This is a genomic window from Pseudomonas sp. ERMR1:02, assembly GCF_002277815.1.
GTDB lineage: Bacteria > Pseudomonadota > Gammaproteobacteria > Pseudomonadales > Pseudomonadaceae > Aquipseudomonas.
Window position 1 is genome coordinate 48,965 of the sequence record NZ_NKJI01000013.1, and the last position, 24,025, is coordinate 72,989.

General features: G+C 59.1%; 26 protein-coding genes and 3 pseudogenes. 16 read left to right on the forward strand and 13 right to left on the reverse strand.

The window, feature by feature from the left end; translation table 11 throughout:
- Positions 1-139: 139 nt before the first annotated feature.
- Entirely contained in the window at positions 140-1,039 is a 900-nt protein-coding gene (locus CES87_RS21410; RefSeq protein ID WP_128607675.1) for a polysaccharide deacetylase family protein, read from the forward strand.
- Between the two features lie 75 nt (positions 1,040-1,114).
- On the opposite strand, the pseudogene CES87_RS21415 reads toward CES87_RS21410, so the two are convergent.
- Positions 1,115-2,037 (reverse strand): annotated as a pseudogene (locus tag CES87_RS21415) (LysR family transcriptional regulator).
- Between the two features lie 127 nt (positions 2,038-2,164).
- Here CES87_RS21415 and CES87_RS21420 point away from each other — a divergent pair.
- The 8 genes and pseudogenes from CES87_RS21420 (at position 2,165) to CES87_RS21455 (ending at position 9,858) form a co-directional block, all read left to right on the forward strand.
- Positions 2,165-3,313, forward strand: coding sequence for a muconate cycloisomerase family protein (locus CES87_RS21420; protein WP_178081466.1), 1,149 nt, complete (start codon positions 2,165-2,167; stop codon positions 3,311-3,313).
- Between the two features lie 10 nt (positions 3,314-3,323).
- Complete coding sequence (gene catC, locus CES87_RS21425) at positions 3,324-3,614, forward strand: muconolactone Delta-isomerase (protein WP_128607676.1); 291 nt, start codon at positions 3,324-3,326, stop codon at positions 3,612-3,614.
- Positions 3,615-3,668: 54 nt separating this feature from the next.
- Positions 3,669-4,598: a catechol 1,2-dioxygenase gene (gene catA, locus CES87_RS21430; RefSeq protein ID WP_128607677.1), complete on the forward strand. Its 930-nt coding sequence runs from the start codon at positions 3,669-3,671 to the stop codon at positions 4,596-4,598.
- A 230-nt stretch (positions 4,599-4,828) separates the two neighbouring features.
- Positions 4,829-5,787 (forward strand): annotated as a pseudogene (locus tag CES87_RS21435) (AraC family transcriptional regulator).
- Between the two features lie 237 nt (positions 5,788-6,024).
- The gene (gene benA / locus CES87_RS21440) at positions 6,025-7,389 is read left to right on the forward strand and encodes a benzoate 1,2-dioxygenase large subunit (RefSeq protein ID WP_128607678.1); all 1,365 of its coding nucleotides are present in this window, start codon (positions 6,025-6,027) and stop codon (positions 7,387-7,389) included.
- A complete protein-coding gene (gene benB / locus CES87_RS21445) occupies positions 7,386-7,874 on the forward strand; it encodes a benzoate 1,2-dioxygenase small subunit (protein ID WP_128607679.1) in 489 nt (162 codons plus the stop codon). The genes benA and benB overlap by 4 nt, the downstream gene beginning before the upstream one ends.
- A 10-nt stretch (positions 7,875-7,884) precedes the next feature.
- Positions 7,885-8,898 carry a benzoate 1,2-dioxygenase electron transfer component BenC gene (benC, locus tag CES87_RS21450; protein WP_128607680.1) on the forward strand — a complete coding sequence of 338 codons (1,014 nt, stop codon included), beginning with the start codon at positions 7,885-7,887 and terminating at the stop codon, positions 8,896-8,898.
- A 186-nt stretch (positions 8,899-9,084) separates the two neighbouring features.
- A complete protein-coding gene (locus CES87_RS21455) occupies positions 9,085-9,858 on the forward strand; it encodes a 1,6-dihydroxycyclohexa-2,4-diene-1-carboxylate dehydrogenase (protein WP_128607681.1) in 774 nt (257 codons plus the stop codon).
- Positions 9,859-9,868: 10 nt separating this feature from the next.
- Here the strand turns inward: CES87_RS21455 and CES87_RS21460 are convergent, their stop codons facing one another.
- Positions 9,869-10,231: an NUDIX hydrolase gene (locus tag CES87_RS21460; RefSeq protein ID WP_128607682.1), complete on the reverse strand. Its 363-nt coding sequence runs from the start codon at positions 10,229-10,231 to the stop codon at positions 9,869-9,871.
- A 215-nt stretch (positions 10,232-10,446) separates the two neighbouring features.
- Here CES87_RS21460 and CES87_RS21465 point away from each other — a divergent pair, with 215 nt between their 5' ends.
- Entirely contained in the window at positions 10,447-10,638 is a 192-nt protein-coding gene (locus tag CES87_RS21465; RefSeq protein WP_128607683.1) for an SPOR domain-containing protein, read from the forward strand.
- A gap of 126 nt (positions 10,639-10,764) precedes the next feature.
- On the opposite strand, the gene osmE is transcribed toward CES87_RS21465, so the two are convergent.
- Together osmE and CES87_RS21475 are read right to left on the reverse strand one after the other, a co-directional pair.
- Positions 10,765-11,118 (reverse strand): osmotically-inducible lipoprotein OsmE, encoded by a 354-nt coding sequence (gene osmE / locus CES87_RS21470; RefSeq protein ID WP_128607684.1) that lies wholly within the window; start codon positions 11,116-11,118, stop codon positions 10,765-10,767.
- A 14-nt stretch (positions 11,119-11,132) separates the two neighbouring features.
- Positions 11,133-11,372, reverse strand: a complete 240-nt coding sequence (locus tag CES87_RS21475; protein ID WP_128607685.1) for a hypothetical protein — start codon at positions 11,370-11,372, stop codon at positions 11,133-11,135.
- Between the two features lie 170 nt (positions 11,373-11,542).
- On the opposite strand from CES87_RS21475, the gene CES87_RS21480 reads away from it, so the two are divergent.
- Both CES87_RS21480 and CES87_RS21485 read left to right on the forward strand, forming a co-directional pair.
- Positions 11,543-11,725, forward strand: coding sequence for a hypothetical protein (locus CES87_RS21480; protein WP_128607686.1), 183 nt, complete (start codon positions 11,543-11,545; stop codon positions 11,723-11,725).
- 108 nt (positions 11,726-11,833) lie between these two features.
- Positions 11,834-12,175 carry a hypothetical protein gene (locus CES87_RS21485; RefSeq protein ID WP_128607687.1) on the forward strand — a complete coding sequence of 114 codons (342 nt, stop codon included), beginning with the start codon at positions 11,834-11,836 and terminating at the stop codon, positions 12,173-12,175.
- 3 nt (positions 12,176-12,178) lie between these two features.
- Here the strand turns inward: CES87_RS21485 and CES87_RS21490 are convergent, their stop codons facing one another.
- On the reverse strand, positions 12,179-12,748 hold the full coding sequence (locus CES87_RS21490) for an Rrf2 family transcriptional regulator (protein WP_128607688.1): 570 nt from the start codon (positions 12,746-12,748) through the stop codon (positions 12,179-12,181).
- A gap of 293 nt (positions 12,749-13,041) precedes the next feature.
- Here CES87_RS21490 and CES87_RS21495 point away from each other — a divergent pair, with 293 nt between their 5' ends.
- Positions 13,042-14,241, forward strand: a complete 1,200-nt coding sequence (locus CES87_RS21495) for an NAD(P)/FAD-dependent oxidoreductase (RefSeq protein WP_128607689.1) — start codon at positions 13,042-13,044, stop codon at positions 14,239-14,241.
- Positions 14,242-15,189: 948 nt separating this feature from the next.
- Here CES87_RS21495 and CES87_RS21510 read toward each other — a convergent pair.
- From CES87_RS21510 to ribBA, 5 genes and pseudogenes are all read right to left on the reverse strand, one after another.
- On the reverse strand, positions 15,190-16,344 hold the full coding sequence (locus CES87_RS21510) for an ABC transporter ATP-binding protein (RefSeq protein WP_128607691.1): 1,155 nt from the start codon (positions 16,342-16,344) through the stop codon (positions 15,190-15,192).
- A gap of 17 nt (positions 16,345-16,361) precedes the next feature.
- On the reverse strand, positions 16,362-17,171 hold the full coding sequence (locus CES87_RS21515; RefSeq protein WP_128607692.1) for an ABC transporter permease: 810 nt from the start codon (positions 17,169-17,171) through the stop codon (positions 16,362-16,364).
- Positions 17,172-17,177: 6 nt separating this feature from the next.
- Positions 17,178-18,122, reverse strand: a complete 945-nt coding sequence (locus CES87_RS21520; RefSeq protein ID WP_178081463.1) for an ABC transporter permease — start codon at positions 18,120-18,122, stop codon at positions 17,178-17,180.
- A pseudogene (locus CES87_RS21525) lies at positions 18,119-19,143 on the reverse strand (ABC transporter substrate-binding protein). Before CES87_RS21525 ends, CES87_RS21520 begins: the two are co-directional and overlap by 4 nt.
- A 295-nt stretch (positions 19,144-19,438) precedes the next feature.
- Entirely contained in the window at positions 19,439-20,548 is a 1,110-nt protein-coding gene (ribBA, locus tag CES87_RS21530; RefSeq protein ID WP_128607694.1) for a bifunctional 3,4-dihydroxy-2-butanone-4-phosphate synthase/GTP cyclohydrolase II, read from the reverse strand.
- Between the two features lie 70 nt (positions 20,549-20,618).
- On the opposite strand from ribBA, the gene CES87_RS21535 reads away from it, so the two are divergent.
- From CES87_RS21535 to CES87_RS21545, 3 genes are all read left to right on the forward strand, one after another.
- Entirely contained in the window at positions 20,619-20,915 is a 297-nt protein-coding gene (locus CES87_RS21535; protein WP_128607695.1) for a DUF1330 domain-containing protein, read from the forward strand.
- 165 nt (positions 20,916-21,080) lie between these two features.
- A complete protein-coding gene (locus CES87_RS21540; RefSeq protein ID WP_128605044.1) occupies positions 21,081-21,377 on the forward strand; it encodes a transposase in 297 nt (98 codons plus the stop codon).
- A 20-nt stretch (positions 21,378-21,397) separates the two neighbouring features.
- Entirely contained in the window at positions 21,398-22,207 is an 810-nt protein-coding gene (locus tag CES87_RS21545) for an IS3 family transposase (RefSeq protein ID WP_128605045.1), read from the forward strand.
- Between the two features lie 66 nt (positions 22,208-22,273).
- On the opposite strand, the gene CES87_RS21550 is transcribed toward CES87_RS21545, so the two are convergent.
- Genes CES87_RS21550 through CES87_RS21560 form a run of 3 tightly spaced genes read right to left on the reverse strand, consistent with a single transcriptional unit; the run spans position 22,274 to position 24,007 of the window.
- Positions 22,274-22,837, reverse strand: coding sequence for an NUDIX hydrolase (locus CES87_RS21550; protein WP_128607696.1), 564 nt, complete (start codon positions 22,835-22,837; stop codon positions 22,274-22,276).
- A 2-nt stretch (positions 22,838-22,839) separates the two neighbouring features.
- Complete coding sequence (locus CES87_RS21555) at positions 22,840-23,592, reverse strand: GntR family transcriptional regulator (RefSeq protein WP_128607697.1); 753 nt, start codon at positions 23,590-23,592, stop codon at positions 22,840-22,842.
- 25 nt (positions 23,593-23,617) lie between these two features.
- On the reverse strand, positions 23,618-24,007 hold the full coding sequence (locus CES87_RS21560; RefSeq protein ID WP_008059553.1) for a carboxymuconolactone decarboxylase family protein: 390 nt from the start codon (positions 24,005-24,007) through the stop codon (positions 23,618-23,620).
- Positions 24,008-24,025 lie beyond the last annotated feature (18 nt).

Sequence of the window (24,025 nt, forward strand, 5' to 3'; positions counted from 1 at the left end):
AGGAGCGAGCCTGCTCGCGATGCACGACAGAACACCGCGGGGTGTCAGGCTGCCAGTGTTATCGTTGACGACCATCGCGAGCGTGCTCGCTCCTACAGGTAAGATGTCTGCTTCGTAGAGGTCTGGCCCAAGGCAAAACATGAAACAGTTGGTCAAGGTTCTATCGGCGTTTGCCATGACAGTCAGTCTGCTGGGCTGTATTGCCGCTCCCATCGAAATGACGCCGCAGACTGAACAACGTCTGCAAATGCAACCACCGATCCGCTTCCTGCTGACATTCGATGACGGCCCCAGCGCGTCGAGTTTCTGGAACCCCACCGAAACCGTGCTCGACAGCCTGGCGCGCAATCCATTGCTGCCGGACATCAAGGTCGTGTTCTTCGTCCAGACCCGGGCCACACGTGCCGGCAACAGTGATATTGGCCGGGGGATCATGCACCGCGAGCGGGATGCCGGGCATATTCTGGGCTTCCACACGGCGACGCCGTCGCACACCAATCATCGTTCCCTCGATCCGCAGGAACTCGAAGTGTCGCTCACCAACGGCAGTGCCGACATCGCCGCGATCACCGGTGCGCCACCGACGTTGCTGCGCCCGCCATTCTGGAATTACGACAAACGCACCTTCGCCGCTTATCAGCAACATGGCCTGCACGTGTTGCTGACAGACCTGAGCGCCAATGACGGCAAGATCTGGGGCTTCAACGCCAGCCCCCGGCGCCGGGCGCACTTTTTGCGTTCGATGTCCGAAGTACGCGAGCGCATCGCCCGTGGCGAGCTGCCGGTGGTCGATGGGGTGATTCCAGTGGTGGTGACCTTCCATGACCTGAACCGCTACACCGCCCGGCATACCCGCGAGTACCTGCAAATCCTCCTCGACAGCGCCCGGGCGACCGGGGTGAAAACCGCCGAGCAACCGTTTTACGACGACACCGCTGCACTGCAACGGGCGGCGATGGCGCGTACCGTGCGCGACAGTTCACAGCCAGTTGAATTGCCAGGTTTCTGGAACTGGATCTGGGGCGGGAACTCCCACTGATGAAATCCGCACCTTGTAGGAGCGAGCTCGCTCGCGAAAGACCTGAGAGCGCCACTGGGCATCTGGTGTCACGCGTTATCGTTCACGACCATCGCGAGCGAGCTCGCTCCCACAGGGAAACCGGGGCTGCAACTCTTCAATCATCCGCAAACAATGGTTCAACCCCGGCGAAACATCACCCACCCTTCGACTGAGAATGATCGGCGAGGTCGCGTTGTCTTCCAGCAGCGGGGTGAAACCGATGTCGTCGCGGTGCAGCAGTTGCACCGAGGCCGGCACCAGCGTGACCCCGATCCCGGCGCCCACCAGACCGATCGCCGTTTGCAGTTCGTTAGTCCATTGCGCCACGTGGATGCTCACGCCATAGGACTCGAACAGTCCTATCACATGGTCGGCGTAGCTGGGGCGCGGGTTGCCGGGGTACAGCACAAAAGGTTCTTTGGCCAGGTCACGCAGGCTGATAGGGCCGGCCAGCAAAGGGTGGCCGGCGGGCAGGGCGGCAACCAGGCGATCTTCGGTCAGCACGGTCTGGATGATGGCCGGGTCGTCGATGCGGATACGGCCGAAGCCGATGTCGATCCGCCCGGCCTTGAGCGCCTGCACCTGTTGCAGGGTGGTCATTTCCGAAAGCCCCAATTCCAGCTCCAATGGCTCGCCACTGCGCAATCTGCGGATCAGCTCCGGTAGCACGCCATACAGCGTCGATGGCGCAAAACCAATGCCCAGCCAGGTTTTTTCCCCAAGGCCGATGCGCCGCGTGTTGTCGCATACCTTGTTCAGTTGCTCGAGCAGGGCGATGGAGTGTTCATGGAAAAACCGCCCGGCGTCGGTCAGCTTCAGCGGCCGCCCGCGCTCCAGCAGCATCACCCCAGTTCGTCCTCCAGTTGCTGGATCTGCCGGCTCAGGGGCGGTTGAGCGATGTGCAGCAGTTCGGCGGCGCGGGTGAAGTTGAGGGTTTGAGCCAGTACCTGGAAATAACGCAGGTGACGCAGTTCCATGGAGCCTCCGGACATCAGTCAGTTGCATACCTTTAAGGTATCAAGTCAGACCAATTCTATATTGGCGTCGGGAAAAAAGCCGTACGAGAATCGATTCCAGAACTCCAAGAACCTGATGGGTATCGAAATGCTTGCAACAGCCATTGAATCGATCGAGACGATCATCGTCGATCTGCCGACCATCCGTCCGCACAAGCTGGCGATGCACACCATGCAGAACCAGACCCTGGTGATCATTCGCGTGCGTTGCGCCGATGGCATCGAAGGCATCGGCGAATCCACCACCATCGGTGGCCTGGCTTATGGCAATGAAAGCCCAGACAGCATCAAGACCAACATCGACACGCACTTCGCGCCGCTGTTGATCGGCCAGGACAGCAGCAACGTCAACGCGGCGATGTTGCGCCTGGAACGCAGCATCCGTGGCAACACCTTCGCCAAGTCCGGTATCGAAACCGCATTGCTCGATGCCCAGGGCAAGCGCCTCGGCGTGCCGGTCAGCGAGTTGCTCGGTGGTCGTGTACGGGATGCGCTGCCGGTGGCCTGGACCCTGGCCAGTGGCGACACCGAAAAGGACATCGCCGAAGCGGAAAAAATGCTCGACCTGCGCCGCCACCGCATCTTCAAACTGAAAATCGGTGCCGGCGAGGTCAACCGCGACCTGGCCCACGTGATTGCGATCAAGAAAGCCCTGGGTGACCGCGCCAGCGTTCGGGTCGATGTCAATCAGGCCTGGGACGAAGCGACCGCGCTGCGCGCCTGCCGGATCCTCGGTACAAACGGCATCGACCTGATCGAACAGCCGATTTCGCGCAATAACCGCGCCGGCATGGCGCGCCTGAATGCCATGAGCCCGGCGCCGATCATGGCCGACGAGTCCATCGAGTGCGTGGAAGATGCGTTCAACCTGGCCCGCGAAGGCGCGGCGTCAGTGTTCGCCCTGAAGATCGCCAAGAACGGCGGCCCGCGCGCCGTGCTGCGCACTGCCTCCATCGCCGAAGCGGCGGGTATCGCCCTGTACGGCGGCACCATGCTTGAAGGTGGCGTGGGCACCATGGCGTCGGCTCATGCCTTTATTACCCTGAACAAACTGGCGTGGGACACCGAGCTGTTCGGCCCGCTGCTGCTGACCGAAGACGTCCTCAGCGAACCGCTGGTTTATCGCGATTTCGAACTGCACGTGCCGAAAACACCGGGTCTGGGCCTGAGCCTGGATGAAGAACGCCTGGCGTTTTTCCGTCGCGATAAGACATCCACTGCCATTCATCAAGCCTGAGGAGAGCATTATGCTGTTCCACGTAAAGATGACCGTGAATTTGCCGGTCGACATGAACCCCGAACGCGCCGCGCAGCTCAAGGCCGACGAAAAAGCCCTGGCCCAGCGCCTGCAAGAGCAAGGCAAGTGGCGTCACCTGTGGCGCATCGCCGGCCTGTATGCCAACTACAGCGTGTTCGATGTCGACAGTGTTCAGGAACTGCACGACCTGCTGATGCAATTACCGCTGTATCCGTACATGGCGATCGAAGTCACGGCGATGTGCCGGCATCCTTCTTCTATCCGCGACGATGACCGCTGAACCCAGCCTGTTCAGCTCGATACGCCAATAATTACAAGATGAGGAACCCATAAAATGAACGTCAAGATTTCCCACACTGCCGAAGTCCAGAAATTTCTCGAAGAAGCCAGCGGCCTGCACAACGACGCCGGCAATCCACGTACCAAAGCCCTGGTCTACCGCATCCTGCGTGATTCGGTGAACATCATCGAAGACCTCGCCGTGACCCCGGAAGAGTTCTGGAAAGCGGTCAACTATCTCAACGTGCTGGGTGCGCGTCAGGAGGCTGGGTTGGTGGTGGCCGGGCTGGGTCTGGAACATTACCTGGACCTGCTGATGGACGCCGAAGACGAACAGGCTGGTAAATCCGGCGGCACGCCACGCACCATCGAAGGCCCGCTCTACGTGGCCGGTGCTCCGCTGTCGCAAGGCGAAGCGCGTCTGGATGACGGCGTCGATCCGGGTGTGACCCTGTTCATGCAAGGCCAGGTGTTCAACACCTCTGGCGAACCATTGGCCGGCGCGGTGGTGGACGTGTGGCACGCCAACACTGGCGGCACCTACTCGTACTTCGATGCTTCTCAGTCGGAATTCAACTTGCGCCGCCGTATCGTCACCGATGCTGAAGGCCGCTACCGTTTCCGCAGCATCGTGCCGTCGGGCTATGGCTGCCCACCGGACGGTCCGACCCAGCAACTGCTCGATCAACTGGGCCGTCACGGCCAGCGTCCGGCGCACGTGCACTTCTTCATTTCCGCGCCGGATCATCGTCACCTGACTACCCAGATCAACCTCGATGGCGAAAAGTACCTGCACGACGATTTTGCCTACGCCACCCGTGACGAGCTGATCGCCAAGATCACCTTCAGCGACGATCAGGCGCGTGCAGCGCAGTACGGTGTCAGCGGTCGTTTTGCTGAAATCGAGTTCGACTTCACCTTGCAGTCGACTGCCCAGCCTGAAGAGCAGCAGCGGCACGAACGGGTTCGCGCACTCGAGGACTGATCACATCTGCCCCCTGTAGGAGCGAGCCTGCTCGCGATGGACGTTAACGATGACGCTGGGTGCCTGATTCCCCGCGTCGCCCTCAAGTCCATCGCGAGCAGGCTCGCTCCTACAGGTTTCATTGAGAATGCTCCACATGTCAGTCTGCTGACACACCGCCATCAGTACTGAATTAGAATGACCCGACGCAAACCATAAGCACAAACTATAAAAAGAATGAGATTAACCCGATGATGCAAGCGCAACTGCTGAGTCAGCGCAGCACGATTTTCGACCAAGCCGACCCGTATGCGGTGTCGGGCTACGTCAATCAGCATGTCGGTAACCATTGCATCCTCATGCCCCGTGCCGGGCATCCGCTGGCCAGTCTCAATCATCGCAAGTTCGCCAGCCTCGACCTGTGCCGCATCAGCTATGGCGGCAGCGTTCGCGTCACCTCCGGCGCGCTGGAAACCATCTATCACCTTCAAGTGCTGCTGCGCGGCAATTGCCTGTGGCGTGGTCACGGTCAGGAACATTACTTCGCTCCCGGTGAGTTGCTGTTGATCAATCCCGACGATCCGGTGGACCTGACGTACTCCGACGATTGCGAAAAATTCATCCTCAAAGTCCCCACGACGCTGCTTGAGTCCGTCTGCGACGAGCAGCGCTGGCGCTATCCGGGCAGGGCGTGCGGTTTCTGGAGAACCGCTATCAGCTCAATGAACTGGAAGGTTTCGTCAACCTGCTGGCGATGATTTGCCAGGAGGCCGAAGCCACCGAACAAATTCCCCGGGTGCAGGAGCACTACGCGCAGATTATCGTCAGCAAAATGCTCAGCCTGATGAAGACCAACGTCAGCCGCCTCGAACTCGGCTCGCAGACCGCCACGTTCGAAGCGATCGCCGACTACATTGCCAAAAATCTCAAGCAGAACATCGACAGCGAAGAACTGGCGCGCCAGGCGCACATGAGCTTGCGTTCATTGTATGGCCTGTTCGAACGCAACGCCGATACCACGCCGAAAAACTATATCCGCCAGAAACGCCTGGAACGCATCAACGCCTGCCTGAGCGATCCGACCTGCAACGTGCGTAACGTCACTGAAGTGGCAATGGATTATGGCTTCCTGCATTTGGGACGGTTCTCCGACAGCTACCGCAAGCAGTTTGGTGAATTGCCTTCCGACACCCTCAAACGCCGGCACTGATCCCACAAACACTACCCTCTGTAGGAGCGAGGCTTGCGCGCGAAGAGGCCGGCACATTCACCATTGATGTTGCCTGACACGACGCCTTCGCGGGCAAGCCTCGCTCCTACAGGGGATCGTTGGCGTCCACGCCCCCTTGCACAAAATGGATAAAGGTCTGCACCCCGCGGATAGTCCACTCCATTGCCCCGTCCTAGCATGAGCCTTGCCTGAACAATAACAATGGAGGCGGCGGCCATGACCCTGCGACCTGAATACCTTCACTCCCTGCTTGAAGACGATCACGAGCAGGGCATCTATCGCTGCAAGCGCGAGATGTTCACCGACCCGCGCCTGTTCGACCTGGAGATGAAACACATCTTCGAAGGCAACTGGCTGTATCTGGCCCACGAGAGCCAGATCCCCAACATCAATGATTTCTACACCACCACCATGGGGCGCCAGTCGATCTTCATCGCGCGCAACAAGGACGGTGTGCTGAACGCTTTTATCAACGCCTGCAGCCATCGCGGCGCGACCCTGTGCCGGCACAAGTCCGGCAACAAAAGTTCCTATACCTGCCCGTTCCACGGCTGGACCTTCAACAACTCCGGTAAGCTGCTCAAGGTCAAAGACCCGGCCAACGCGGGCTACCCGTCGAGCTTCAACTGCGAAGGCTCCCACGACCTGACCAAAGTGGCGCGTTTCGAGTCCTATCGTGGCTTCCTGTTCGGTAGCCTGAACGCCGATGTGCTGCCATTGGTTGAACACCTGGGCGAGTCGGCGAAGATCATCGACATGATCGTCGACCAGTCCAAGGATGGCCTGGAAGTGCTGCGCGGTTCTTCCAGCTACATCTACGAAGGCAACTGGAAACTCACCGCCGAAAACGGCGCCGACGGTTACCACGTCAGCTCCGTGCACTGGAACTACGCCGCTACCCAGAATCAACGCAAGCAGCGCGAAGCGGGTGACACCAATCCGACCATGAGCGCCGGCAGCTGGGCCAAGCAGGGCGGTGGTTTCTATTCCTTCGACAAGGGCCACATGCTGCTCTGGACCCGTTGGGCCAACCCTGAAGACCGTCCGCTGTACGAACGTCGCGACGAGCTGGCGCAGGACTTCGGCAAGGCTCGCACCGACTGGATGCTCGAAAACTCGCGCAACCTGTGCCTGTACCCGAACGTGTACCTGATGGACCAGTTCAGCTCGCAGATCCGCATCGCCCGGCCGATCTCGGTCGACCGTACGGAAATCACCATCTACTGCATCGCCCCCAAAGGCGAAAGCGACCATGCGCGTTCCAGCCGGATCCGCCAGTACGAGGATTTCTTCAACGTCAGCGGCATGGCCACCCCGGACGATCTGGAAGAGTTTCGCTCCTGTCAGACCAGCTATCAGGGCAGCGTCACCACCTGGAACGACATGTCCCGCGGTGCCGAGCACTGGATCGAAGGCGCCGACGAGGCTGCAAAAGAAATTGACCTGCATCCGCTGCTCAGCGGCATGCGCACCGAAGACGAAGGCCTGTTCGTGCTGCAACACAAATACTGGCAGCAGACCATGCTCAAGGCCCTGGCCTTTGAGCAGTCGAAGTTGATCGCCGTGGAGGACGTGCAATGACCATTTCTTTTGATACCGTGCGCGACTTTCTCTACCGCGAAGCCCGTTATCTGGACGACCGGCAATGGGATGAATGGCTGGAGCTGTACGCCCCTGACGCGACGTTCTGGACGCCGTCCTGGGATGACAACGACGAATTGACCGAGGACCCGCAGCGGGAAATCTCGCTGATCTGGTACGGCAACCGCACTGGGCTGGAAGACCGCATCTTCCGCATCAAGACCGATCGCTCCAGCGCGAGCATTCCGGACACCCGCACCTCTCACAACATCAGCAATATCGAACTGCTGGAGCAAGCCGACGGCTTGTGCAAGGTGCGCTTCAACTGGCACACCCTGAGCTTTCGCTACAAGACCGTCGACAGCTACTTCGGCAGCAGTTTCTACACCCTCGACGTGCGCGGTGAAAACACGCAGATCTTGGCCAAGAAAGTGATCCTGAAGAACGATTACGTTCGCCAGGTCATCGATGTTTACCACTTGTGAGGCTGGCGTCATGACCCATTCCATCGCGTTCAATTTTGAAGACGGCGTCACCCGGTTCATCGACGCCAATGCCGGCGAAACCGTGGCCGATGCTGCGTACCGCCAGGGCATCAATATTCCGCTGGACTGCCGCGACGGCGCCTGCGGCACCTGCAAGTGTTTCGCCGAGGCCGGCACCTACGATCTGGGCGAGGAGTACATCGAAGATGCCCTCAGCCCTGAAGAGGCCAAGCAAGGGTTTGTCCTGACTTGCCAGATGCGTGCGCAGAGCGATTGCGTGGTGCGGGTGCCGACGTCCTCTGAAGTCTGCCGTACCCGTCAGGCCAGTTACGATGCGACCATCAGCGCCGTGCGCCAGTTGTCCGACAGCACCATTTCGCTGTCGATCAAGGGCGAGGCGTTGAGCAAACTGGCGTTCCTGCCCGGGCAATATGTGAACCTGGGAATTCCCGGCAGCGAACAGACTCGTGCCTACTCGTTCAGCTCGTTGCAGCGCGATGGCGAAGTGAGTTTCCTGATCCGCAACGTGCCTGGCGGCTTGATGAGCAGCTTCCTCACCGGCATGGCCAAGGCCGGTGACAGCATGAGCCTGGCAGGGCCGTTGGGCAGTTTTTACCTGCGTGATATCCGTCGTCCGCTGTTGCTGCTGGCCGGTGGTACCGGGCTGGCGCCGTTCACCGCGATGCTGGAGAAAATCGCCGAGCAAGGCAGTGATCATCCGCTGCATTTGATCTACGGCGTGACCCATGATTTCGACCTGGTGGAACTCGATCGCCTCGAAGGCTTCGCCGCGCGCATCCCCAACTTCAGCTACAGCGCCTGCGTGGCCAGCCCCGACAGCCGGCACCCGCTCAAGGGCTACGTGACCCAGCACATCGAGCCCAAGCATTTGAATGATGGCGACGTCGACGTCTACCTGTGCGGCCCACCGCCAATGGTTGAAGCGGTCAGCAAGTACATCAGCAAGCAAGGCATCAAGCCTGCGAACTTCTACTACGAAAAATTTGCCGCCAGCGCGGCGTAAATAGCGAAGTGATAGCGAGGGCGTACTCGAATACCGCCCTCGGCAAAAATTCCCTGTAGGAGCGAGCCTGCTCGCGATGTTCTTCAGAGCGCCGCGTGTATTCAGAAAACACGCGTCATCGTTAACGACCATCGCGAGCAGGCTCGCTCCTACAGGTTTATGGGCATCCGTCGTCACGAGGTACACATGAACAGATTTCACGGAAAAGTCGCGCTGATCACCGGAGCCGCCCAAGGAATCGGCCGGCGCGTTGCCGAGCGCATGGCCGCTGAAGGGGCGAAGTTGATTCTTGTCGATCGCTCCGAACTGGTGTTCGAGGTGCAGAAGGAATTGGGCCAGGGTAGCCAGGTCCTGGCGCTAACCGCTGACCTTGAGCAGTACGAAGAGTGCAGCCGGGTGATGCAAACCGCCGTCGAGCACTTCGGTCGGCTCGATGTGCTGGTCAATAACGTCGGCGGCACGATCTGGGCCAAGCCGTTCGAGCATTACGAGGCGTCGCAGATCGAAGCCGAAGTTCGCCGTTCGCTGTTCCCGACGTTGTGGTGCTGCCACGCCGCGTTGCCATTCATGCTGGAGCAGGGCAGTGGCGCGATCGTCAACGTGTCGTCCATCGCCACTCGCAGTGTCAATCGCGTGCCGTACGGCGCGGCGAAGGGCGGCGTGAATGCACTGACAGCTTGCCTGGCCTTCGAAACCGCCGGTCGTGGCGTGCGGGTCAATGCCACCGCGCCCGGTGGCACCGAAGCGCCGCCGCGGGTCATTCCGCGCAACAGCGCCGAGCAGAGCGCACAAGAGAAAGTCTGGTATCAGCAGATCGTCGACCAGACGCTCGACAGCAGTTTGATGAAGCGTTACGGCACGCTGGATGAGCAAGCAGGCGCTATTCTGTTTCTGGCCAGTGACGAAGCGTCTTACATCACCGGCATGGTCATGCCGGTCGGTGGCGGCGATCAGGGCTGAGGCCTCGGGACTACAAGCGACGCTGGAATGCTCTGACGATCCTGAGCGTGGCGTCGCTGGTGTTCAGGTTCTGCACCGCATCCAGCGGATACCAGATGCAATCGAAGATTTCGTTTTGTGGCCGCGCTTGATCCAGATTAATCACGGAGGCCTCGTAGACGTGGTGACGGGTACCCCCCGTTTCCAGCTCCATCAGGTACAGCATGTCATCAACCTCAAGCCCGGTTTCTTCCAGCAGCTCGCGCGTGGCGGCGCCTGCCGTGGTTTCACCGGGCTCGACCTTGCCACCGGGCAATGTCCAGCGGCATCTCGGTTTGCGCACCAGGAGAATGTGCCGGTCCTGCTCGCAAATGACGGTTGCGCGTACTTTCATGTCTTATCCGATTGCTGTCTGTCATAAATCCTTAATAAAACTGCAATATTCGCGCCGGGCTGATTTCGCCAGTATTTGGCTGTTTGGAGCTGTTGAAATGCCTGAAAGTGCAATCGAATGCCGAAATTCTGACACGATGTCTGGTCGGCATTTTGGCGAAGGGTGGGTGTAAGGTAGGACGCTAGTTTTGGATATCATCCCGGAGGGAGGTGACCATGAGTGTTCCGATGCTGAATAAAATGCACATGAACGGTTATGACGTACTCAGCGTGAACAGCGGACCATGGCGGGTCTGCACCAAAGGTGATCGGCTTGGGTCATTTGGTAGTCGAGAAGAAGCCCTGGCGTTTGCGGCATCTCTTCCTGGCTATAAGGCGCGGTCGAGCAAGCAGACGCGCAGTCAGTAACCCGATCGTTGTTGTAGGAGCAAGCTTGCTCGCGATGGACGCCAACGATAACGCGTGCTGTTTCAAGGAGCGCGTTGTCCATGCGTTTTTCGCGAGCGAGCTCGCTCCTACACATACACAAAGCCGCTAGTACCCACCGCCGCCACTGGAGTGGGAGGGTTCTCTGGCCTTTTGCTGGGCGTTACTCCATTCGGCGCAGGTCATGAAACTCTTGTGATCGACCTTTGCGCGGCTGTCGAAGCTGACCGCGTAAGTTTGCTGATGGCCGGGCTGAGTCAATTTGTAGTCAAAACAAGTGCCGGCTTCGACAGTGCGGTCGCTTACCGCCAACGGCGGGCCGCCGATTTGCTGGACTTGCTCCTTGCTCATGCCGGTCTCGACCTTGGCCACCAGCGGCTGGTCACGAAAGACATGCGAGTCGGTGCTGCAGCCTGCCAGCGCCGTCAATGTCATGACGAATATGGACAGAGACTTGTTCATGGCCGCGCTCCTGTTTACTCAGCTTTGTTTCGGCTGATGACCTTGGCTTTCACTTCTTCGGCATAGCCCAGCAACCGTTCTTCATCGCCCTGGAACAAGTCGCACAACCTCTGCACGGCTTGTGCATCGACATCATTTCCGCCCTGGCGCAGTTGTTGCGCTATGCGCAGAAGTTCTACCGCCGACCACCGCAGATCCGACGCAAGCCCTTGCAGGTCGCGCCGAAGCGTTTGTTCCGATTCGTTAAGCCACATGATGACCTCCTGTAACACTGCAGCTACGAAATTTTAGACCCATTTGCGCAGCGGGGCGTTGTGTTCGTCTGATCCGTTGCCACTTCCTTTGGTCGGGAAATTTGCGCGATCTGGAAAATTCGCTGTCGTAGTGAAGTACAGATTTTTCGCCAGGGCAGGGGGAGTTCAAAATGACCACAACCGATGACTTCAGAGCGCGTGCCCATGAGCTGAATGCCGATCTGGATGCGGCCACCAGCGAAATGATGAAACTCATTAGCGAACACCAGCTCAGCGGGCCGGAATGGGAGCGGGTCAGCCAATGGCAGCATGAAGCCTACGAACGGTGGACGGCCTATTTGAACGAACGGTGACCTCCGGAACCCGGTGACAACAACGCCAGTCGCTGACGTCCGGTGAAATCCATGGATGTCCGGGCGGCGACAGGCTACATTTTATTTTTTCAGGATTAAGGACGCTTCATGCAGAGTCGGATGTTGATGGGGGGAGTGGTATTGGCGTTGCTGACGGGGTGTTCGCTCCCCGCTTCATTAGTGCCAGGCGAGCCGAATGTCAGCAAGCACAGTGAAAAACCACCAAAAGAATTGGCCGCATGCGTATTGCCCGCGTGGCAGAAAGAGATATCCAACACGACTCAAACGTCGATTTCCAACGGCTACCGGCTCACCGCGCCCAGCATCATCACGGCCGATGAAATTCTGGACATTGTGAAGTGGAAGGAAGGCAGCCAGGTTTCGCTGTACCAAGGGCCGCCTTGGGCAAAGTCAGGGGCAATGCGCAAGGCGGTGCGGGACTGCCTGTAGCATTCAGTCGCCGATTTCGGTGACCTGGATGAGCTGATCGTCACTCGTCTGTGTACTCCCGGTGCCTTTCTTTTCCCGGCGATCATTCATCCAGTCTTCCAACTTCGCGCCGAATTCCGCCGGGGCTTTGCGCCCGACCCTTCGGGCGATGTCCAGAATGGTCTGCTGGGCCAGGGCCTCTTCCATGCGTTTCTGCGCATTCAGCATCGCAGCATGGATCGAGCACAGCCCGTCCAGCGCCCATTCCGGTGTCTGGCCTTCAAACAACGCGCAACGCCCGCGAATATCCCGACATTCGAAAATTGCCTTGCGCCCGTCGATAGCGTTGACGATATCCAGCAGGGTGATTTCGTCCGCCGGCCGGGCCAGCTTGAAGCCACCGCGCACGCCCTCGGTGGCCACCACCAGTTTTGCCTTGGCCAGTTTGGTGAAGATTTTCGCCAGATAATCCAGAGGCACGCCTTGCAGCTCGGCAAGGTCGCGCACGCTTGCTTCGCGGGTGTCGCCGCAATTGCCCACCAGGAAAGTCAGGCAGTGAAGGCCGTACTCGACGCCTGCGCTGTAAAGAGCCATTTGAATCTCCGACTAATGTTGTCGCAAATAATAGCAGCTGGCCGTTAGCTGGACAACGATAGGTCCTGCTTTTTCATTTCTCAAGAAGGCCTTTGACGAAAAGGGTTTGATGCTTGTTTTCAAGGGTATCGATTTGATCGATGGCAACCATTGAAAAAAATCCGTTGCGGTACATAACTCGGATCAATATAGTCGCCGTTGTCAGGTCGACAGCGAGTAGCGCTTTCCAAAAGAAAGTCGCGCCACTGGCCCCTAAACAAAATTCAATGCCTCGTTCTTCCCTGGAGTTAAAAATGAAACAGCACATCTTGGTAATCGGCGCAGGTTTTGGTGGCATGTGGACCGCTTTGAGCGCCACGCGTCTGTTCGACATTCACGCTCACAATGACTTTGACGTGACGGTGCTGGCTCCTCAGGCGGAGCTGCGGGTACGCCCGCGCTTTTATGAGCCGAACGCCCACCAACTGGCCGCTCCAATCGGCGAGCTGTTGGATGCGGTCGGCGTGAACTTCATCAAGGGCGCCGCCGAGACCATCGACGTTGCGCAAAAACGTGTTGGCTACATTGATGCTTCGGGCAACAAGCAAGTCGTCATCTACGACAAACTCGTTCTGGCCACTGGCAGCCGCCTTGCACTGCCTGACACCCCGGGTGTGTCTGAACATGCCTTTGACGTCGATCAGATCGAACAAGCCGTGCGCCTGGAAAACCACCTCAAATCCCTGGCCAGCCAGCCAGAAAGCCAGGCCCGTAATACCGTAGTGGTTGCCGGTGGTGGCTTCACCGGGATCGAAACGGCGACTGAGATGCCGACCCGTCTACGCGCCATCCTGGGTGATCGCGTGGACTTCAACGTGATCATCGTTGATCGCGGCGACAAGGTGGGAGGTTCCATGGGCCCTGAAATCGCGGAAAAAATCGCTGAAGCCAGTATCGAAACCGGCGTGAAATGGCACTTGAAAGCCTCGGTTGTCGCCGTCGATGAAAACGGTGTGACCTTGTCCGATGGTCAGCGTATCGATGCCAAAACCGTGGTCTGGACCACTGGGGTTCGCGCCAGTTCGCTGACCGAGCAGATCCCCGCAGAGCGCGATCGCATGGGCCGCCTGCATGTTGATGCGCACATGAAAGTGATCGGTCAGGACGACATCTTCGCCACCGGCGACGTTGCTTATGCGGCCTGCGATGACATCGGTAACTACGCGCTGATGACCTGCCAGCACGCCATTGTGTTGGGCCGTCATGCCGGTAACAACGTGGCTGCGCAGATACTCGGTGTGGAGCCGACGCCGTACAGCCAGCCTAAATACGTCACCTGCCTGGATCTGGGCGCGTGGGGTGCGGTCTACACCGAAGGGTGGGATCGCCAGGTCAAGCTGATCAAGCAGGAGGGCAAGGAGCTCAAGACGCAGATCAACACTGTGTGGATTTATCCGCCGGCAGATCGTGACGCTGCGTGGGCTGCTGCGGATCCGTTGATTCCGATTGCCTAAGTTGGTTGAGTAAGCGTATCCCGCCTGGGTGTTTCTGGGCGGGATTTTTTTGTTTTGGGTACATATCCATTTCTACGGTAACGGCGACTTATGGTTCCGCCCTGACGGCGGGTCACTTGGAACAGCGCCAAGTAACCAAACGCTCTATCCCCTGACGTACGGCCCTTCGCTTAGGCTCAGGGTTCCCTCGCTCCGGTCCTGCTCCGTGGGCCCGCCGCGATCGGCCATCCATGGCCGTGCGCGGCTAACCCGGCATCCATGCCGGGTTGCCCACTGCGCAGAACCTCCACTCGGCCTTCCGACGGGGCACGGCAGATCAAAAGCCAGAGCAAAAGCGAGGCGGCCTTAAAGCCGACCTGATTTTTGCGGGTGCTCATTCCCCTGTAGGAGCGATGCTTGCTCGCGAAAAACGTCCAGACAACGCGATCATCCAGAAAGGGCGCGTTATCGTTGACGTCCTTCGCGAGCAAGCATCGCTCCTACGGGGGATCACGGCATCTGTCAAAGTCAGGTCGGCTGTCAGGCCGCCTCGCTTTGGTTTTTGATCCTGGCGCCCCGTTAAACCACGATGGCCGAACGCAGGCATTGCTCCGTGGGTAACCCGGCAGGACGCCGGGTTAGCCGCGCTGGGCCAAGGATGGCCCATCGCGGCGGCCCACGGAGCAATGCCGGAGTGAGGGCATGCCGAGCCCAAGCGAGGCACCGAGTGGTGGGGCAAGAGCCCTTGGTTACTTGGGGCTTTTCCAAGTGACTCGCTGTAAGAGCGAAACCGCCAGTAGCCGTTACCGCAGCAATGGATATGTACACCACTCAAAGTCCAGCTCGCGTGACCCAAAGCCTTTGCTAGCAGGCGCAGGCACAGGCGGAAAAAAGGCCACCGCAACCCGACGTTGCGGCGACCCGAGGGTGACACATAACAAGCGATCCACTGGCATGGACCGCAAAAAATCAATGCGCCCCAGCAGCCTTGTTCAAATCACTCTCAGCCCATTCGGTATAAACGCAGGCATCAGCAGTAGCCCAGCGTACCCGCACCGGATCACCCGCCTTGAGCGGCATTCCAGCGGCGGACAACGCCTTGACCGTCATCGAAGTACCACCGGTAGTCACCACACTGCAGGTCTGACTTTCCCCAAGAAACAACACCTCCACAACCTTGGCCGAGACTTCATTCCAGCCAGCGGCCAGCGGTTCCTGAGCTGCTTGCTCGACACTCAGTGCCAAAGCTTTTTCCGGACGCACCATCAGCAGCACATCCTGATCAGTGTGTAGCCCGGCAGTCAGGCGAATCGACAGCGCCTGCCCCTCAAACGCAGCCACCGCATTGCCCTGGGCCTTGAGCTTGAGGAAGTTCGAGTTGCCCAGGAACGAAGCGACAAAGGCATTCGGCGGGTTCTGGTACAGGTCGTAGCCGCTGCCCAAACCGACAATCTTGCCGTGGCTGAAGATTGCAATGCGCTGGGACAAGCGCATGGCTTCTTCCTGGTCGTGGGTCACGTAGACGATGGTGATGCCCAGGCGCCGATGCAGTTGACGCAGTTCATCCTGCAAGTCTTCACGCAGTTTTTTGTCCAGCGCGCCGAGGGGTTCGTCCATCAGCAGAATACGTGGCTCATAGACCAGCGCCCGGGCGATGGCCACACGCTGTTGCTGGCCGCCGGAGAGTTGTGAAGGGCGGCGATGGGCAAATTGCTCAAGCTGAACCAGCTTGAGCATCGCATCGACCCGGCGTTCGCGCTCAGCGCTGGCGAGTTTGCGAATCTGCAACGGGAAGGCGATGTTGTCGCGCACAGAAAGGTGCGGAAACAGCGAGTAGCGCTGAAACACCATGCCGATATCGCGCTTGTGCGGCGGCACATTGACCAGCGACTGGCCGTTGACCAGGATCTCGCCGCTGCTCGGGGTTTCGAAGCCGGCGAGCATCGACAGGGTGGTGCTTTTGCCGGAGCCGCTGGAGCCGAGGAAGGTCAGGAATTCACCGTCCTTGATGTCCAGCGAAATGTCGTCCACGGCGGCAAAATCGCCGTAGTACTTGTTCAGGTTGCGCAGGCTCACCAGCGGTTGGTCGTTCTGTTGAGCGGAATCTTTGATCACTGCACTCATGTTGTACTCCTGGGCGCTCAGGCGCTGATTTCGTTGCGCCGGCGCAAGGCTGCGGCGATGACCATGACCAAAATCGAGAGGCCGATCAGCAGCGTCGAAGCGACGGCGATCACGGGCGTCAGATCCTGGCGCAGAGTGGTCCACATTTTCACGGGAAGGGTTTGCAGGGTCGGGCTGGCCATCATCACGCTCAGCACCACTTCATCCCAAGACACGAGGAAGGCGAAGAGGGCGCCGGCGACCATGCCCGGACGAATTGCCGGAAAGGTCACCTTGAACACCGCTTGCAGTCGTGACGCGCCGCAGATCACCGCCGCGTCTTCGATCGACTGATCGAACAGCTTCAGCGAGTTGATGATCGAGATGATGGTGAATGGCAACGCAACAATCACATGGCTGACCACGAACGCGAACATCGTCCCGGTGTACCCCAGCTTGAGAAACAGCGCATACACCGCTACCGCGATGATCACCAGCGGCACGATCATCGGCAGGGTGAACAGACCGTAAAGCATTTCCCGGCCAGGGAAGCGGCCGCGTACCAGTGCAAAAGCGGTCGGCAGGCCCAACGCCACGGCGAAGATCGTGGTTAGCACCGCGACCTTGAGGCTGGCCATGGCCGCGTTCATCCAGTCGGCGTTGGAGAAGAACTGGACGTACCATTTCATCGTCCAGCCCGGTGGCGGGAACACCAGCCATTGCGACGATCCGAATGAAAGCAGCACGATGAACACGATCGGCAGCAGCAGGAACAGACCGATCAGCCCGGTGGTGGCATACAGGCCCAAGCGCATCCGGCGGCTCATGGCATTGGGGGTCAGGAGCATGACGGCTTACCTCGCGTTGCTGGCGCCAACCGGGGATTCCGGCTGGAGCTTCAGGTAGAAGTAGAACAACACCAGGGTAATGACGATCAGCAATGCGGCACCGGCGCTCGCCAGTCCCCAGTTGAGGAACGACTGCACCTGCTGAATGATGAATTCGGGCAGCATCATGTTCTGCGCCCCGCCCAGCAGGGCCGGGGTGACGTAGTAACCGAGGGACATCACGAACACCATCAACCCGCCGGAGAACAGCCCCGGCCGACACAGCGGCAGGAACACCCGGAAGAAGTTGGTCCACGGGCTGGCGCCGCAGATCGAACCTGCCTGTAGGATCATCGGGTCGATCGCCTGCATGGTCGCCTGCAACGGCAGCACGATGAACGGGATCATGATGTAGCTCATGCCGATCACCACGCCGGTGAGGTTATGCACCATTTCCAGCGGCTGATCGATGATGCCCATGGCCATCAGCGCCTTGTTGATCACCCCGGAAGCTTGCAACAGCACCAGCCAGGAATAGGTGCGGGCCAGGAGGCTGGTCCACATCGACAGCAGCACGATGCTCAGAATCCATCGACCCCAGCCGCGCGGCACCAGGGTGATCGCCCACGCCAGCGGAAAGCCCAGCAGCAGGCTGAACACCGTCACCAGGCCGGCTACCGAGAAGGTGTTGAGCAAGACCCGCGCGTAGGCCGAGTTGGCGAACAGTTGCTCGTAGTTGCCCAGGCCAGGCACAGGCTCCAGCACGCCGCGAAGCAGTAGACCAATCAGCGGTGCCAGGAAAAACAGGCCGAGGAACAGCAGGGCAGGGATCAGGTTGCTCGAACCACGCCAGCGCTGTGCCAGCGTCGGCGAGTTCGTCATCGCAGCGGCCTTGACGGAGGCCGAACCGGCAGCGCCAATGGCGCTCCCGGTGGCCGAGGATTGACGAGGCGCGGTTGCCGTCATTTTCATTTGACCAGCCATTCGTTCCACCGTGTCGCGATGGCCGGACCGTTCTTGGCCCAGTACGCGAAGTCGAGAGTGATTTGATCCTTGGCGTAGGCAGTCGGCAGGTTAGGCGCCAGCACCGAATCCAGGCGCGCCACGCTGTCGACGTTGACCGGGGCGTAGGCGGTCAGGTTGGAGAAGTCGGCCTGTCCCTTGGCGCTGCTGGCATTGGCCAGGAACTTCATCGCCGCGTCCTTGTTCTTCGAGCCTTTTGGAATGACCAGAATGTCGGCCATGACCAGGTTCTGTTTCCAGCTCACACCGACGGGGCACCGTCTTCTTGCAGGGCGTGAATCCGGCCGTTCCAGAACTGACCCATGCTCGCTTCACCGGAGGCCAGCAGCTGTTGCGACTGGGCACCGCCGCCCCACCAGACAATGTCTTTCTTGATGGTGTCGAGTTTCTTGAAGGCGCGGTCCAGGTCCAGCGGATAGAGCTTGTCGGCGGCTACGCCATCGGCCAGCAGCGCCAGTTCCAGCACGCCAGGGCTTGGCCATTTGTAGAGGGCGCGTTTGCCGGGGTAGGTCTTGGTGTCGAACAACGCGGACCAATCCTGAGGTTTGCTGGCGCCGAGCTTGCTTTCGTTGTAGCCGAGGACGAAGGAGAAGAAGAACGAGCCGACACCGTGATCGGAGACAAACCGTGGGTCGATCTTGTCGCGCTCGATCACCTTGAAATCGAGAGGCTCGAGCAAGCCTTCGGAAGCGGCGCGCAAGGCGAAATCGGCTTCGACGTCGACCACGTCCCACTGCACGTTGCCGCTTTCGACCATGGCCTTGAGTTTGCCGTAGTCGGTCGGGCCGTCCTGAACCACGGTGATGCCGCTGGATTTGCTGAACGGATCGGCCCAGGCCTGCTTCTGCGCATCCTGAGTGCTACCGCCCCAGCTGACGAAGTTGACGCTTTCGGCTGCCATCAACGCCTGGCTGGTCACGCTGAGCAGACCCGCAAACAGCACTGCGGATACACGTTTGTTCAACACCATTTTCACGCCCTCATTGTTGTGTTTATGAGCGGGGCTTTCAGTGCCCGCCTATCGGGAGCAGTAGGTCCATCGAGTCGCTGTGACTGTCCGGTCTATGGAATATCATATTATGGTATTCCAAACTTTCTGCAAGCACTTTGCCTTACCGGCTATCAGGCGAAACTGGTTTTTTTGAGCCTTCAACATTCCCCTGTAGGAGTGAGCCTGCTCGCGATGGGGCCCTGTCAGGCGATATCAGTGTCGACTGTCATGTGGCTATCGCGAGCAGGCTCACTCCTACAGGGGGAATTTCCATTTACCCGGTAAACGGGATGCTCTCCACGACTTCCAGGTCATACCCGGTCAATCCCGCATATTTCAGCGGTGGCCCCAGATGCCGCAGCTTGCCGACGCCGAGGTTTTGCAGGATCTGCGCGCCGGTCCCCACTTCTGAATAGATCCGCGATTGCGAACGACTGAATTGCCGTGGTGGTTGAGTCAATTGCGGTACACGTTCCAGCAGCGCTTGCGAGGATTCGTGATTGGCCAGCACCACCACCACGCCGCGACCTTCTTCGGCGACACGCTGCAACGCGGCCCACAATGTCCAGTTGGACGGGCCGCTATATTCGGCACCCACCAGATCGCGCAGCGGATCGATCACATGCACCCGCACCAGCGTCGCTTCATCGCGGCGCAGGTCGCCCATGACCATTGCCATGTGGACACCGCCCTCGATGCGATCCTCAAAGGTGATCAGACGAAAGGTGCCATGCACCGTAGGCAGCTCACGTTCGCCGATGCGTACGACGGTGTGTTCGGTGCTCAGGCGATAGTGAATCAGGTCGGCAATGGTGCCGATCTTGATTCCGTGCTTGCGCGCGAACACTTCCAGATCCGGGCGACGGGCCATGGTGCCGTCGTCGTTCATGACTTCGACGATCACTGACGCCGGGGTGAAGCCGGCCAGGCGTGCCAGATCGCAACCGGCCTCGGTATGACCGGCGCGGGTCAGTACGCCGCCTTCCTTGGCGCGCAATGGAAAGATGTGGCCCGGTTGCACAATATCGGCAGGGCCGGCCCCATGAGCGACGGCGGCAGCCACGGTGCGCGCCCGGTCGGCGGCGGAGATGCCGGTGGTCACACCGATGGCCGCCTCGATCGACACAGTGAACGCGGTGCTGAACACGCTACCGTTGCTCGGCACCATTTGCTCCAGACCGAGGCGCTGGCAATGTTCGTCAGTCAAGGTAAGGCAGATCAGGCCGCGGGCTTCCCGGGCCATGAAGCTGATGGCTTGGGCGCTGCAACAATCAGCCGCCAGCAGCAGATCGCCTTCGTTTTCCCGGTCCTCGTCATCTACCAGGAGTACCATTTTGCCGAGGCGATAATCTTCGATGATTTCTTCGATGGTGTTGAAGGCCATGCTGGATTCTCAGTGTTTGATGGAATTGTATTGTGGTATACCATAATACAAAATCAGCAAAGAGGTCACTATGAAGGCTTACTGGATTGCTCACGTGGATGTCACCGACCCCGATCAATACAGCCAATACACGCAGCGGGCGCCGGCGGCCTTCGCGTTGTACGGCGGGCGAATGCTGGCTCGGGGTGGGCGTTGCGAGGCGCTGGAAGGCGGGCCTGCGGCGCAGCGCAATGTGGTGATTGAGTTCGACTCGTATGAGCAGGCGCTGGCGTGTTATCGGTCAGAGGAATATCAGGAAGCCAAACGCCACCGAGATGGAGCGGGGCAGGCGCAGATCGTCATCGTCGAGGGTGTGGCGCCAGCCTGATGGACCGCTACCCGTTACCTGTAGGAGCGAGCCTGCTCGCGATGGAGGCCAACGATAACGCGGGCCGTCAGATGCCCCGCGGTGCCCTGAAGCCCATCGCGAGCAGGCTGTTGTGGCTCAATGATTTTGGACCATGATGTAGGAGTATCGACCTAAGGAAGCATCATGGGATATCGGGTTGTTAACGCCGAGGAAAAAGCAGAAGCCATTCGCTTGGTTGTCGAGATGAAATGCTCCATACCTCAAGCCTGTGAGCTTACGGGAGTGGGCCCCACAGCTTTACGCCGGTGGGTTCTGCACTGGCGCCGGGAACATGCGGGGCTCATGCAGCTCCCCCGGCCCCAGGATCAGGATCTGATCGAGTCATTGCAGGCAAAGTTGGCGCTGCTCGAGGCCGAGAACCAAGTGTTAAAAAAGCAATTGCCCTCTCATCTGAAGGTTCTGTTCAGTCGAACCAAGTGATTGATGGCGTTAGAGGGGCAATGTCGATTCGACGTATGTGCTCGGTCTTGGGCTTACCTCGCAGTAGCTTTTACGCGAAACGTAAGCCTACGCCGCCTCGTGTTATCGACAAGAATCTTGAGCTGAAAATTCGGGAGCTGCATAAGGAACATCGTGCAGCGCTGGGTGCTCGCGGCTTATCCAAGGAGCTGAGAAAAGATGGTGTTTCTATCGGGCGTTATCGAATGCGCTCCTTGATAAGCGCCCTTGGGCTTACCAGGCGCCGGCCCCGTTATGTCCACTATCGGCGCTCCACTAAACCTGAAGTGACGGCACCGAACATACTTGATCGTCGGTTCAACCCGATTCAGCCGAACACACTCTGGGCAGGCGACATCACCTACATCAAGGTGAAAGAAAGTTGGCTGTATCTGGCAGTAGTGATGGATCTTTTTTCACGCAGAATCGTGGGATGGGCTTGCTCACGAACGGCCGACACGGATCTGTCTATTAAAGCACTGGAGCTGGCAGTTGCGCTGCGTCGCCCAATGCCCCAGCTGTTATTCCACTCAGATCAAGGGTGCCAATACACCTCTAATCGATTTACGACATGCCTGGAGGAAAAACGGATCGTCCATAGTGTGAGTCGGCGGGGTAATTGCTGGGACAATGCTGTAGTTGAGCGTTATTTCAGAACGTTGAAGCATGACTGGATGCCCGAAAACGGGTATCAAAACCATTTCGAGGCGGAGAAGGACGTGATGGATTTTATATCCCATTACAACCATCGCCGTTGTCACACCGCTTCGAATAATCTGCCGCCTGCTTTGTTTGAGCAGCAGGCGGCCTAAAAACTCCTACAGAATGGTCCAAAAAACTGGACCGCTACAGGCTCGCTCCTACAGGGGGTCTGCGCTTTAGCGAATGAAGTGAATCTTCCCGCTGTCATCATTGCCAATGTAAATGCCATACACCCCGGCCTGGCGTTCCTCTATATAACGCTCAAGAATCTGCCGGATCGCCGGGTAATAGATGCTGTCCCAAGGAATGTCCTCGGGCGCGAAGAATTTGTAGTCGAGGGTTTCCGGTCCGAACTGGCCGGTGATTTCCAGGGCGATGGCGCGGAAGATGATGTACACCTCGCTGATCTTCGGCACGCTGAAGATCGAGTAGGGCGAGAGGATTTCCCCGCGTACGCCGCTTTCTTCCCAGACTTCACGCAACGCCGCCTGTTCGGTGGTTTCGCCGGCTTCCATGAAGCCCGCCGGCAGCGTCCAGGTGCCGGGACGCGGCGGGATCGCGCGCTGGCACAGCAAATACTTGCCGTCCTGCTCGATGATGCAGCCGGCAATGATTTTCGGATTGACGTAGTGGATGTAACCGCAGTCGCGGCACATCAGGCGCTCGTGCGTATCGCCCGGCGGTAGCTGTGACTTGAGGTCATTGCTGCCGCACTTTGGACAAAAGCTCGGGCGGGTCATGATCAACGTCCTATGCGTGGCTCTTTAAGAGCGATGGGCTGGGTGATCTCGGGAATCGCCCCTGTCTCTTCCTGCTTGCGCTTGAGATAATCAAGGGCGACGGCGGCGGCGGCGCGGACGTGGTCGACGCAAGCCTGGTGTGCTGCAAGCGGATCACCGCTCTTGATCGCCTCGACCATGCGTTCCATTTCCTGGTTGCTCGCGCCACGGCGGTTTTCCTGGGACACCGAGGTCGCGCGCAAGTAGCTGATCCGTGCCTGCAACTGACGCAGCTGAGTGGCCGCGACGTGGTTGCCGGAGCCTTCGAGCAGGACGTCGTAGAAACCTTGCACCGAATCGATGACTTGCTGCAGTTCACCTTCCTTGAGCGCCTGGCGGTTTTCCTCGAGGGCTTTTTCCAGGGCTTTGATGTCCTTGGCCTTGGCACGCAGGGTGAACAACTGGACGATCAGGCCTTCGAGCACGCAACGCAGTTCGTAGATGTCGACGGCATCGGCCAGGGTGATGATGGCGACTCGCGGGCCCTTGGCGTCGGCGAACTCCACCAGACCTTCGGACTCCAGGTGACGCAAGGCTTCGCGTACCGATGTGCGGCTCACGCCAAGACGCTCGCACAGATCGCGCTCGACCAGACGGTCTCCCGGCATAAGCTGGAAGTTCATGATGGCGCTTCGCAGTTTATCCAGCACGATTTCGCGCAGGGTAACGGGGTTGCGATTGACCTTGAAGCTGTCGTCGAGTGGCAGGCGTTTCATGGGGTACGCTCTAAAGGTGGCTGGGTTAACTGGAGGCCTCGGCATCGGCTTCGGCGAAGGCTTCACGGGCCAGGCGGAAGCTGTCCACGGCCGCGGGAACGCCACAATAAATGCCGACCTGAAGCAGAATTTCGCGTATTTGCTCACGACTCAAGCCGTTACGCAAGGCGCCGCGCACATGCAGCTTGAGTTCGTGCGGGCGGTTGAGGGCCGAGATCATGGCCAGGTTGATCATGCTGCGTTCCTTGAGCGACAAACCTTCACGCCCCCAGACATGGCCCCAGCAATACTCGGTGACCATCTCCTGCAATGGGCGGGTGAAGTCGTCGGCGTTCTCGATGGAACGGTTCACATAAGCTTCGCCCAGCACCTGGGTACGAATCTTCAAGCCCTTTTCGTACTTTTCATTACTCATGAATCCTCCTCTCACCAC